The sequence below is a fragment of the Pseudomonas sp. 2835 genome (assembly GCF_050435905.1).
Lineage (GTDB): Bacteria > Pseudomonadota > Gammaproteobacteria > Pseudomonadales > Pseudomonadaceae > Aquipseudomonas.
In genome coordinates this window covers 1-11,844 of sequence record NZ_JBNDLE010000009.1, presented here as the reverse complement: position 1 = coordinate 11,844, position 11,844 = coordinate 1, and the positions used below count along the sequence as shown (strand labels likewise).

General features: G+C 56.8%; 11 protein-coding genes and 4 tRNA genes. All 15 read right to left on the bottom strand.

Going from position 1 to position 11,844, the window contains the following annotated elements:
* Positions 1-21: 21 nt before the first annotated feature.
* The 15 genes from rpoB to birA all read right to left on the bottom strand — a co-directional run bounded on the left by rpoB (position 22) and on the right by birA (position 11,639).
* Positions 22-4,095 carry a DNA-directed RNA polymerase subunit beta gene (rpoB, locus tag ABIE20_RS14810; RefSeq protein ID WP_038998482.1) on the bottom strand — a complete coding sequence of 1,358 codons (4,074 nt, stop codon included), beginning with the start codon at positions 4,093-4,095 and terminating at the stop codon, positions 22-24.
* 219 nt (positions 4,096-4,314) lie between these two features.
* On the bottom strand, positions 4,315-4,680 hold the full coding sequence (gene rplL, locus ABIE20_RS14805) for a 50S ribosomal protein L7/L12 (protein WP_007957596.1): 366 nt from the start codon (positions 4,678-4,680) through the stop codon (positions 4,315-4,317).
* Between the two features lie 78 nt (positions 4,681-4,758).
* Positions 4,759-5,259, bottom strand: coding sequence for a 50S ribosomal protein L10 (gene rplJ, locus ABIE20_RS14800; RefSeq protein ID WP_010220297.1), 501 nt, complete (start codon positions 5,257-5,259; stop codon positions 4,759-4,761).
* Positions 5,260-5,460: 201 nt separating this feature from the next.
* Positions 5,461-6,156 (bottom strand): 50S ribosomal protein L1, encoded by a 696-nt coding sequence (gene rplA, locus ABIE20_RS14795; protein WP_045202241.1) that lies wholly within the window; start codon positions 6,154-6,156, stop codon positions 5,461-5,463.
* Positions 6,156-6,587 carry a 50S ribosomal protein L11 gene (gene rplK / locus ABIE20_RS14790; protein ID WP_010220295.1) on the bottom strand — a complete coding sequence of 144 codons (432 nt, stop codon included), beginning with the start codon at positions 6,585-6,587 and terminating at the stop codon, positions 6,156-6,158. The genes rplA and rplK overlap by 1 nt, the downstream gene beginning before the upstream one ends.
* Before the next feature lie 119 nt (positions 6,588-6,706).
* The gene (gene nusG, locus ABIE20_RS14785) at positions 6,707-7,240 is read right to left on the bottom strand and encodes a transcription termination/antitermination protein NusG (RefSeq protein WP_010220294.1); all 534 of its coding nucleotides are present in this window, start codon (positions 7,238-7,240) and stop codon (positions 6,707-6,709) included.
* Positions 7,241-7,249: 9 nt separating this feature from the next.
* A complete protein-coding gene (gene secE / locus ABIE20_RS14780; protein WP_274114506.1) occupies positions 7,250-7,618 on the bottom strand; it encodes a preprotein translocase subunit SecE in 369 nt (122 codons plus the stop codon).
* Between the two features lie 45 nt (positions 7,619-7,663).
* Positions 7,664-7,739: transfer RNA gene (locus tag ABIE20_RS14775), tRNA-Trp, on the bottom strand.
* Between the two features lie 53 nt (positions 7,740-7,792).
* The gene (tuf, locus tag ABIE20_RS14770; protein WP_010220303.1) at positions 7,793-8,986 is read right to left on the bottom strand and encodes an elongation factor Tu; all 1,194 of its coding nucleotides are present in this window, start codon (positions 8,984-8,986) and stop codon (positions 7,793-7,795) included.
* Between the two features lie 85 nt (positions 8,987-9,071).
* Positions 9,072-9,147, bottom strand: a tRNA-Thr gene (locus ABIE20_RS14765).
* A 26-nt stretch (positions 9,148-9,173) separates the two neighbouring features.
* Positions 9,174-9,247, bottom strand: a tRNA-Gly gene (locus ABIE20_RS14760).
* Between the two features lie 24 nt (positions 9,248-9,271).
* Positions 9,272-9,355: transfer RNA gene (locus ABIE20_RS14755), tRNA-Tyr, on the bottom strand.
* A gap of 152 nt (positions 9,356-9,507) precedes the next feature.
* Positions 9,508-9,936, bottom strand: coding sequence for a hypothetical protein (locus tag ABIE20_RS14750; RefSeq protein ID WP_429505694.1), 429 nt, complete (start codon positions 9,934-9,936; stop codon positions 9,508-9,510).
* Between the two features lie 7 nt (positions 9,937-9,943).
* The gene (locus ABIE20_RS14745) at positions 9,944-10,690 is read right to left on the bottom strand and encodes a pantothenate kinase (protein WP_429505693.1); all 747 of its coding nucleotides are present in this window, start codon (positions 10,688-10,690) and stop codon (positions 9,944-9,946) included.
* A complete protein-coding gene (gene birA, locus ABIE20_RS14740; RefSeq protein WP_429505692.1) occupies positions 10,680-11,639 on the bottom strand; it encodes a bifunctional biotin--[acetyl-CoA-carboxylase] ligase/biotin operon repressor BirA in 960 nt (319 codons plus the stop codon). Before birA ends, ABIE20_RS14745 begins: the two co-directional genes overlap by 11 nt.
* Between the last annotated feature and the right edge of the window lie 205 nt (positions 11,640-11,844).

The window sequence follows — 11,844 nt, the reverse complement described above, 5'->3', positions numbered from 1 at the left end:
GCTCCCGATTCGCGTCACGTGTTATTCGGTTTCCAGATCGATATCGATACCGAGCGAACGAATCTCTTTGATCAACACGTTGAAGGACTCGGGCATGCCCGGCTCCATACGGTGATCGCCGTCCACGATGTTTTTGTACATCTTGGTCCGACCGTTCACGTCGTCCGACTTCACTGTGAGCATTTCTTGCAGGGTGTATGCCGCGCCGTATGCTTCCAGCGCCCACACTTCCATCTCCCCGAAACGCTGACCACCGAACTGCGCCTTACCACCCAGCGGCTGCTGGGTAACCAGGCTGTAAGAACCAGTGGAACGCGCGTGCATCTTGTCGTCCACCAAGTGGTTCAGCTTGAGCATGTACATGTAACCAACGGTCACATGACGCTCGAACTTGTTGCCGGTACGACCGTCGAACAGCTGCATCTGACCGCTTTCTGGCATGTCTGCCAGTTTCAGCATGGCCTTGATCTCGCTTTCCTTGGCACCGTCGAAGACTGGAGTGGCCATTGGCACACCGCCTTTGAGGTTCTTCGCCAGGTCCAGGATTTCCTGGTCGGAGAAGGTCTCCAGTTCTTCCTGACGACCACCGATCTCGTTGTAGATCTCGGTGAGGAACTTGCGCAGCTCGATGACCTTGCGCTGCTCTTCGAGCATGCGGTTGATCTTCTCGCCCAGACCTTTGGCCGCCAGGCCCAGGTGGGTTTCGAGGATCTGACCAACGTTCATACGCGATGGTACACCCAACGGGTTGAGTACCACGTCGACCGGAGTACCGTTGGCGTCGTGCGGCATGTCTTCGACCGGCATGATCACAGAGACCACACCTTTGTTACCGTGACGGCCAGCCATCTTGTCGCCCGGCTGGATGCGGCGACGGATTGCCAGGTAGACCTTGACGATCTTCAGTACGCCCGGTGCCAGGTCATCGCCCTGCTGCAGCTTGCGCTTCTTGTCTTCGAACTTGTCGTCCAGCAGACGGCGACGATCAACGATGTAGGCCTGGGCCTTCTCGAGCTGCTCGTTCAGCGCGTCTTCGGCCATGCGCAGTTTGAACCACTGGCCGTGCTCCAGACCGTCCAGGACTTCGTTGGTGATCACAGTGCCTTTCTTCAGGCCTGCACCACCGTCGACAACCTGGCCGTTCAGGGCCGAACGCAGACGCTCGAAGGTTGCGCCTTCGACGATGCGGAACTCTTCGTTGAGGTCCTTGCGGATCTCGTCCAGCTGCATCTTCTCGATGGACAGCGCACGGCTGTCGCGCTCGACGCCATCACGGGTGAAGACCTGTACGTCGATGACAGTACCTTTGGTGCCGGTAGGCACGCGCAGGGAGGTGTCTTTAACGTCGCTGGCCTTCTCGCCGAAGATTGCGCGCAGCAGTTTTTCTTCCGGAGTCAGCTGGGTTTCGCCTTTTGGCGTGACCTTGCCGACCAGGATGTCGCCAGCGCCAACTTCAGCACCAACATAAACGATACCGGCTTCGTCCAGCTTGTTCAGCGCAGCTTCACCGACGTTCGGGATGTCCGCGGTGATTTCCTCTGGGCCAAGCTTGGTGTCACGGGCCACACAGGTCAGTTCCTGGATGTGGATCGTGGTGAAGCGGTCTTCCTGAACAACACGCTCGGACAGGCAGATGGAGTCTTCGAAGTTGAAGCCGTTCCACGCCATGAACGCGATGCGCATGTTCTGACCCAGCGCCAGTTCACCCATGTCGGTGGACGGGCCGTCGGCCATGATGTCGCCACGCTGAACCGCGTCACCCTTGTTAACCAGCGGACGCTGGTTGATGCAGGTGTTCTGGTTCGAACGGGTGTATTTGGTCAGGTTGTAGATGTCGACACCGGCTTCACCGGTTTCAACTTCGTCATCGGCAACGCGAACAACGATACGGCTGGCATCGACGGAGTCGATCACGCCGCCACGACGGGCCACGACGCAAACGCCGGAGTCGCGGGCAACGTTGCGCTCCATGCCGGTACCGACCAGCGGCTTGTCGGCGCGCAGGGTTGGTACAGCCTGACGCTGCATGTTCGAACCCATCAACGCACGGTTGGCGTCGTCGTGCTCGAGGAACGGAATCAGCGACGCTGCAACCGAAACTACCTGCTTCGGCGAAACGTCCATCAGGGTGACGTCTTCCGGCGCCTTGACGGTGAATTCGTTCAGGTGACGAACGGCTACCAGCTCATCGATCAGGTGCTTCTTCTCGTTCATCGTGGCCGAAGCCTGGGCGATGACGTGATCAGCTTCTTCGATCGCCGACAGGAACACGATGTCGTCGGTTACAACGCCCTCTTTCACCACGCGGTACGGGCTTTCCAGGAAGCCGTACTGGTTGGTGCGAGCGTACGCAGCCAGGGAGTTGATCAGACCGATGTTCGGACCTTCAGGAGTCTCGATCGGGCACACGCGGCCGTAGTGGGTCGGGTGTACGTCACGGACTTCAAAGCCTGCGCGCTCACGGGTCAGACCACCAGGGCCGAGTGCGGAGACACGACGCTTGTGGGTGATCTCGGACAGCGGGTTGTTCTGGTCCATGAACTGCGAGAGCTGGCTGGAGCCGAAGAACTCTTTCACCGCCGCCGCAACCGGCTTGGCGTTGATCAGGTCCTGAGGCATCAGGCCTTCGCTTTCAGCCATCGACAGACGCTCTTTGACCGCGCGCTCTACACGCACCAGGCCAACTCGGAACTGGTTCTCGGCCATCTCGCCGACGCAACGAACGCGACGGTTACCCAGGTGGTCGATGTCGTCGACGATGCCTTTGCCGTTACGGATGTCGACCAGGGTCTTGAGGACCTCGACGATATCTTCCTTGCTCAGCACGCCCGAACCTTCGATCTCGGTTCGACCGATACGACGGTTGAACTTCATGCGGCCTACGGCCGACAGGTCGTAACGCTCGGCGCTGAAGAACAGGTTGTTGAACAGGGTCTCGGCGGCATCCTTGGTTGGCGGCTCGCCAGGACGCATCATGCGATAGATCTCGACCAGCGCTTCCAGTTGGTTGCTGGTGGAGTCGATCTTCAGGGTATCCGAGATGAACGGACCGCAGTCGATGTCGTTGGTGTACAGGGTCTCGATGCGAACAACCTGGGCCTTGGCGATTTTCACCAGGACGTCGGTGCTCAGCTCGGTGTTGCACTCAGCCAGGATCTCGCCGGTAGCCGGGTGCACGATCGCCTTGGCGGTAGTGCGGCCCAGGACGTATTCCAGCGGCACGTCCAGCTGCTTGACGCCAGCTTTTTCCAGCTGGTTGATGTGGCGAGCAGTGATGCGACGACCTTGCTCGACAATGACCTTGCCGGTCTCGTCATGGATGTCCATGACCGCAACTTCACCACGCAGGCGCTGAGGCACCAGTTCCAGGCTGAGCTTCTCGCCCGACACGTGGAAAACGTTGGTGGTGTAGAAGGCATCCAGTACTTCTTCAGTGCTGTAGCCCAGCGCGCGCAGCAGAACCGACGCAGGCAGCTTGCGACGACGGTCGATACGGACGAATACACAGTCTTTCGGATCGAATTCGAAGTCCAGCCACGAGCCGCGGTAAGGAATGATCCGCGCCGAGTACAGCAGTTTGCCAGAGCTGTGCGTTTTGCCGCGGTCGTGATCGAAGAACACGCCCGGCGAACGGTGCAGCTGGGAAACGATAACACGCTCGGTACCGTTGATTACGAAGGTACCGTTTTCAGTCATCAGGGGGATTTCACCCATGTAGACTTCTTGCTCTTTGATGTCCTTGATCGCTTTGTTCGACGATTCTTTGTCGAAAATGATCAGGCGGACTTTTACCCGCAGCGGAACCGCGTAGGTCACGCCACGCAGTACGCATTCTTTGACATCAAAAGCCGGTTCGCCCAGACGATAGCCAACGTACTCCAGGGCAGCATTGCCGGAGTAGCTGATGATCGGGAAAACCGATTTGAAGGCCGCATGCAGGCCCACGTCGCGGAACTGATCTTTGGTCGCTCCCGCTTGCAAGAATTCACGATACGAATCCAGCTGGATGGCCAGGAGGTAAGGCACATCCATGACGTCCGGCAACTTGCTAAAGTCCTTGCGGATACGTTTTTTCTCAGTGTATGAGTAAGCCATCAGCGTTCCCCAGCTTGGTCACCTGCTTGTTTGGCTTCTCCCGACGGGAGCAGCCAGAAAATCGTGCAAACCCCTTGGTTTGCGCCACCATCATTGGTGGTTGCAGCTCGTTATCGGCGCCGACCTGGTCAGCTGCCAATAACGGAAAAAGGCCGGTGGCAAGAGCCACCAGCCATCAGCCGTTTGCTTAGCGCTCGGGCTGGAGTCGCAAAGTCGAAATTACTTGAGTTCGACTTTAGCGCCTGCTTCTTCCAGCTTCTTCTTGGCGTCTTCAGCGGCTTCTTTCGAAACGCCTTCAGCGACAACCTGAGGAGCGCCGTCAACTTTCTCTTTGGCTTCTTTCAGGCCCAGACCGGTCAGTTCACGAACGGCCTTGATCACGTTGACTTTCTTCTCGCCGGCTTCAACCAGAACAACGTTGAATTCGGTTTGCTCTTCAACAACGGCAGCGGCAGCAGCTGGGCCAGCAGCGGCAACAGCAGCGGTAACGCCGAAGGTTTCTTCCATTGCTTTGATCAGCTCAACAACTTCCAGAACGGTTTTCTGGCCGATTGCTTCGATGATTTGTTCGTTAGTCAGAGACATGACTTGAATCCTGTATTGGGGTGACAGCTTACGCAGCCATCAAATTAAACATATGATTTTGAAAGGGCTTGCGGTGCCTTAGGCAGCAGCAGCTTCTTTCTGGTCGCGAACGGCTGCCAGGGTACGAGCCAGCTTGCTGGTAGCGCCTTGGATCACGCTCATCAGCTTCGCAATGGCCTCGTCGCGGGTCGGCAGGGTAGCCAACACGTCGATCTGGTTAGCGGCAAGGAACTTGCCATCAAACGCAGCTGCCTTGATCTCGAACTTGTCCTGACCCTTGGCGAACTCTTTGAACAGACGAGCAGCAGCGCCCGGGTGTTCGTTGGAGAAAGCGATCAGGGTCGGGCCGGTGAAGGCGTCGTTGAGGACACTGAATTCAGTGTCAGCAACAGCGCGCTTGAGCAGGGTGTTACGTACGACACGTACGTATACGCCAGCTTCACGAGCCTCTTTACGGAGTCCGGTCATTGCGCCTACAGTCACACCACGGGCATCAGCCACGACAGCGGACAGAGCGACTTTGGCAGCCTCGTTGACTTCAGCGACGATGGCCTTCTTGTCTTCGAGTTTAATTGCCACGGGTTTAACTCCTGCTTGTTACCGTTTCATCTGGCCGAAGCCGGATGTCGTTTTGGTGTCTGATTCGGTAAGGAACCGGGAGCACCATCTGCGTAGGCTTGAGGTTTAAGGCTTGCGCCGCCTACGGTCTTGGATAGCCCCCGCCAGGCAGGGACCCCAATTTTTTTCAACCTGGTGCGATCACTCGCACCGGGTTTTGTCTTACGCGTTCAGCGAGCTCTGGTCGATGACCAGACCTGGGCCCATAGTGGTGCTCAGGGTAACGCGCTTGACGTAGATACCTTTCGAAGAAGCTGGCTTGATACGCTTCAGATCAGCGATCAGGGCTTCAACGTTTTCCTTCAGCTTGCCAGCTTCAAAGCCGATTTTGCCAACGGAGGTGTGGATGATGCCGTTTTTGTCGGTGCGATAACGAACCTGACCAGCCTTGGCGTTTTTAACCGCGGTGGCTACGTCTGGAGTTACGGTACCGACTTTAGGGTTAGGCATCAGGCCGCGAGGACCCAGAACCTGACCCAGCTGACCTACAACACGCATTGCGTCCGGGGAAGCAATAACGACGTCATAGTTCAGGTCGCCGCCTTTCATTTCGGCAGCCAGATCGTCCATACCAACGCGGTCAGCGCCGGCAGCCAAAGCGGCCTCAGCAGCAGGACCCTGGGTGAAGACAGCTACACGTACGGTCTTGCCAGTGCCGTGTGGCAGCACAGTAGCGCTACGAACAACCTGGTCAGATTTACGTGGGTCAACACCGAGGTTGACAGCAACGTCGAAGGATTCGCTGAACTTCACGGTGGACAGTTCGGCCAGCAGCACTGCTGCTTCTTCGAAGTTGTAGACTTTGCCTGCTTCGATTTTCGAAGCAATGGCTTTTTGGCGCTTGGTCAGCTTAGCCATTACACACCCTCCACGTTGAGGCCCATGCTGCGAGCGGAACCGGCGATGGTACGCACGGCCGCATCCATGTCAGCAGCGGTCAGATCAGCATTTTTGGTTTTTGCGATCTCTTCCAGCTGAGCACGGGTCACAGTACCGACTTTAACGGTGTTCGGACGTGCAGAACCGCTGGTCAGGCCAGCTGCTTTCTTCAGCAGAACCGAAGCAGGGGTGCTTTTGGTTTCGAAGGTGAAGCTGCGGTCACTGTAAACAGTGATGATCACAGGAGTCGGCAGGCCGGCTTCTTGACCCTGAGTACGGGCGTTGAAGGCCTTGCAGAATTCCATGATGTTCACACCGTGTTGACCCAGTGCTGGACCAACGGGTGGGCTTGGGTTGGCCTGGCCGGCCTTTACTTGCAGCTTGATGTAAGCCTGAATCTTCTTAGCCATGAGCTACTCCAATATCGGGTACGAACGCCAGAAGGCTCCCCGGATGACTTGCGTTTTATCCCAGTGACGACAAAACCCCGCAGCACATAGGGCTGCGGGGTATGGGATGCTTTGTTCGGCTAGACCTTCTCGACCTGGCTGAACTCGAGCTCTACCGGGGTAGAGCGACCGAAAATAAGCACGGCCACTTGGATCCGGCTCTTCTCGTAGTTAACTTCTTCAACGGTACCGTTGAAATCAGCAAACGGACCATCGATAACGCGGACCACTTCGCCCGGCTCGAACAGAGTCTTCGGCTTCGGCTTGTCGCTGCCATCGGCAACGCGACGCAGAATAGCCTCGGCTTCCTTGTCGGTGATCGGTGCAGGCTTGTCTGCAGTACCACCGATGAAGCCCATGACGCGAGGGGTATCCTTGACCAAGTGCCAAGTCCCTTCGTTCATGTCCATTTGGACCAGCACATAACCTGGGAAGAACTTACGCTCGCTTTTGCGCTTCTGGCCATTGCGCATCTCAACCACTTCTTCAGTGGGGACCAGAATTTCGCCGAAGCCATCTTCCATGCCAGCCAGCTTTACGCGCTCGATCAGCGAGCGCATGACATGCTTCTCGTAACCCGAGTAAGCATGCACAACGTACCAACGCTTAGCCACGGGACACCCTTAGCCAACAATCAAGGAAATCAACCAACCCAGCAGGGAGTCGAGACCCCACAGCAGCAACGCCATTACCAGGACAACCGCCACTACGATGAGCGTGGTTTGCATGGTTTCTTGGCGGGTTGGCCATACGACTTTTCGAATCTCGGTGCGAGCTTCCTTTGCCAGCGCAAAGAACGACTTGCCTTTGGCGGTCTGCAGGGCGATAAAGCCAGCTACAGCAGCAAGGGCAAGCAGTGCGAGTACGCGGTACAGAATCGGCGAAGCGGAGTAATACTGGTTACCCACAACACCAACAACTACCAAAGCGACAACAGCCAGCCACTTGAGCAGATCAAAACGAGAGTCTTGGGCTTCAGCCTTGGGAGTCATCTAGGAAAATCCTGTGAAAAGAAAGCCAGACACACGAGGTGAATCTGGCAGGTCAGGAGGGAATCGAACCCCCAACCTACGGTTTTGGAGACCGTCGCTCTGCCAATTGAGCTACTGACCTAAAAGCTTATCAGGCCGACCATTATGCCGGCCTGATTGAGAGAAATCAACTACTTATTCGATAATCTTCGCTACTACACCGGCGCCAACGGTACGACCGCCTTCACGGATAGCGAAACGCAGACCGTCTTCCATCGCGATGGTTTTGATCAGGGTAACAGTCATTTGAATGTTGTCACCTGGCATTACCATTTCAACGCCTTCTGGCAGCTCGCAGTTACCAGTCACGTCAGTAGTACGGAAGTAGAACTGTGGACGGTAGCCTTTGAAGAACGGAGTGTGACGGCCGCCTTCTTCTTTGCTCAGAACGTAAACTTCTGCGGTGAACTTGGTGTGCGGCTTGACCGAACCTGGCTTGACCAGAACCTGGCCACGCTCAACGTCGTCACGCTTGGTGCCGCGCAGCAGCACGCCGCAGTTCTCGCCAGCACGACCTTCGTCCAGCAGCTTGCGGAACATCTCAACACCGGTGCAGGTGGTGGTGGTGGTGTCACGCAGACCAACGATTTCCAGGGCGTCTTGAACGCGGACGATACCACGCTCGATACGACCGGTAACAACGGTACCACGACCCGAGATCGAGAATACGTCTTCGATTGGCATCAGGAACGGCTTGTCGATAGCGCGCTCAGGCTCTGGGATGTAGCTGTCCAGAGTCTCAACCAGCTTCTTGACAGCGGTGGTGCCCATTTCGTTGTCGTCTTTGCCTTCCAGCGCCATACGAGCCGAACCGATGATGATCGGGGTGTCGTCGCCTGGGAAGTCATAGGTGGACAGCAGGTCGCGAACTTCCATCTCGACCAGTTCCAGCAGCTCAGCGTCGTCTACCAGGTCAGCCTTGTTCAGGAAGACCACGATGTACGGAACGCCAACCTGACGGGACAGCAGGATGTGCTCACGGGTTTGCGGCATCGGACCATCAGCGGCCGAGCAAACCAGGATCGCGCCGTCCATCTGGGCAGCACCGGTGATCATGTTCTTCACGTAGTCAGCGTGACCTGGGCAGTCGACGTGAGCGTAGTGACGAATGTTCGAGTTGTACTCGACGTGCGCGGTGTTAATGGTGATACCGCGAGCTTTCTCTTCTGGAGCGCTGTCGATCTTGTCGAATTCAACGACGGCCGAACCGAAAACTTCGGAGCAGACGCGGGTCAATGCCGCAGTCAGCGTGGTCTTGCCATGGTCAACGTGACCAATGGTGCCGACGTTTACGTGCGGCAGACTACGATCGAACTTTTCCTTAGCCATCGAGACAATCCTCAGCAATAAGAAACAAGCAAGTCAATATGACCATTAAAACAAAGGCAGATATTTTCATATCTGCCTTGTCATATGGAGCTCTTGAGCGGATTTGAACCGCTGACCTCACCCTTACCAAGGGTGTGCTCTACCAACTGAGCTACAAGAGCGTAACACTGTGCAACAACAGCAAACCTGGAGCGGGTAGCGGGAATCGAACCCGCATCATCAGCTTGGAAGGCTGAGGTTCTACCACTAAACTATACCCGCGGAGCTTGCGGCTCTCGCTAAAACTGGTGGAGGGAGAAGGATTCGAACCTTCGAAGCTCTCGCAACGGATTTACAGTCCGTCCCCTTTGACCGCTCGGGAATCCCTCCAGATTTGGCCGGCATTCTATTCAGATGCCGCCCTAGTGTCAAGCGTTTTTTCAAATTTTTTCAATCAAATCTGAAACTTAGCTGCTTTGACACCGCTTCCAGCTCTACCACCTCAGTGGTGTTCCCTGTGAAGCGGGCGCCATTCTATCAAGCTATTCGCCAGTTGCAATACCCTCGCACAACATTATTTTGTGTTTTAAGTCTTTGAAATCATGGGAAAGTGTCCCGAGTAGGGTTTGGTCCAGCAAACGCTGGCTCTGGGGCGCAATCTGCAGCCACAAACCAGTGCTGTCGCCCAGGCGACCGGTCACTGGAACGGCGGCAATATCGAGGCTCAGTAATCGCTGACGCAGTGCTTTTAGCTGTTCCTGCTCCACCAGCCCACCTACATAGAGGCATTCCTGGCCCCGCTGAGGCGCCGCTTTCCCCTTGGTCGACTCACTTAACAGACGAATATCCTGCTGATTTCCCTTGTACAGCGACAACGGCGCCACTTCCTTGGCTTTCAACGGCGCTTCCTGCTGGTGCCAGACGTAATAAAAGACGTTAAGCACCACCAATAACAGAAACAACCAACGCATAGGCACCTCAATCTAGGGGACAAGCCATGGCCAGGCCAACGAATACCAGGTCCGGCACCACCCGGGCTTGTGGAGCGGCCTTTTGCACCAGGAGCGCATCGCCCCCGGTCAACAACACAGTGAAATCATCCCCCCACAACTCATGGGCATGCTCAAGCTGCGAGCGGACAAAGCCCTGAAGCATGTGCACACAGCCACGCTCTACCGCCTCGACGGTAGAACGCCCAGGCGCAAGGCTCGATAGCGCGCGCTCAGCGGAGGCATCGTCATAGCGGATGCGTCGCGTGTGGGTACGCAGCTGGCTACGCATCAACGGCATGCCCGGACAGATGAAGCCACCCAGGTGCTCACCGTCGGCAGAAACGAAGTCAGCCTTGGCTGCCGTGCCAAAATCCATCACCAGGCAAGCCCCACGGGCCAAGTGAAAACCGCCCAGCACCGCAAGCCAGCGATCCAGGCCAAGGCGCTGGTAATCTTCATAGCCGTTTCGTACGCCAGCGACCTCCTTGGCAGGCTGGGCCACCACAACGCTCAAGCCAAAGTGCTGGGCGAGCAGCGCCGAAAGGCCAGCGGTCTCCTCCTCACTTCTGACACTGACCAGGCGGCAGCGTCGGGGCGTTGCCGGGAGCGCCGTGACGGCAGCCACCAGGGCCTGATCGGAGTCCACAATGCCACCGGCAACAACGGCACCCTCAGCAGCACTGATGACTCGCCACTTGATAAAGCTGTTGCCGCAATCGAGCTCAAGAATCATCACGCAACCTCAAACTGAGCTCACCACCACTAAAGCTCTTTTCAACACCATCAACCTCGAGGCGCAACGCCCCTTGCCGGTCAATGCCTAGAACAATGCCATCGATCCGGTTAACTCCGGCAATCAAGGATACCGCAGCCCCTTGCCACAGGTGGGACTGCTCCCACTCGGCCTGGAATGCGGCGAAACCGGATAGGCGATGACGCTGCAGATCCTGCTGCAAGTTGCCACTGAGCGTAGCTACCAGCTTGTTCCGATCGACTGCAGCACCGGTCTCACGGCGCACTGACGTCCACAACTGATCTATCTGCTCATTGACCTGCATATTGACGTTGATTCCGATGCCCAGCACCACGTGACAGACGTCCGCGGGGTCACCGACCAGCTCCAGGAGGATACCGGCGATCTTCTGATTGTTTACCAGAACATCATTCGGCCATTTGAGCCCCGCGCCGGCAACACCAAAGGCCTGCAGCGTACGCATTACCGCCAGGCCAACCACCAGACTCAAACCCTCAAGCTGGCGCATGCCGCCTTCAATGCGCAGCACCAGGCTGTAATAGAGGTTTTCCGCGAATGGACTGACCCACTGACGACCGCGTCGACCGCGCCCCGCCGCCTGACGCTCAGCCAGCACCAGGAACGGTGCAGCCTGGCCTTCGCTGATCGAGCGCAGGGCCTGGGCGTTGGTCGAGTCGATGGATTCGAATATCAACACTGGCCACTGTTCGCCCAGGGAAAGCTCGGCTATGGCCGACTCTTCCAGCAACGACAACGGCGTGGCCAACTGATAGCCGCGGCCACGAACTTTATGAATGGGCAGGTTCAGCTCAGCCTCAAGAAGCTGCAATTGCTTCCAGACGGCGGCGCGACTGACGCCCAAGGCTGCGCCCAGGTCTTGCCCAGAATGGAACCGGCCATCCTTGAGGAGCTTCAACAACTTCAGCATGCCAATCTCGACTCACAATGAGGAGGGCATGATAGCCATGCAGGTGGGGATTGCATAGAAAACTGAACTGCAGGAATGGCACTCTGCAGGCACTGCCCACAGAGGCAAACGCCAGAAAGACAAAACCCCTACCTGCATATGCAGATAGGGGTTTCGGAATTTAATCTTGACGATGACCTACTCTCACATGGGGAAACCCCACACT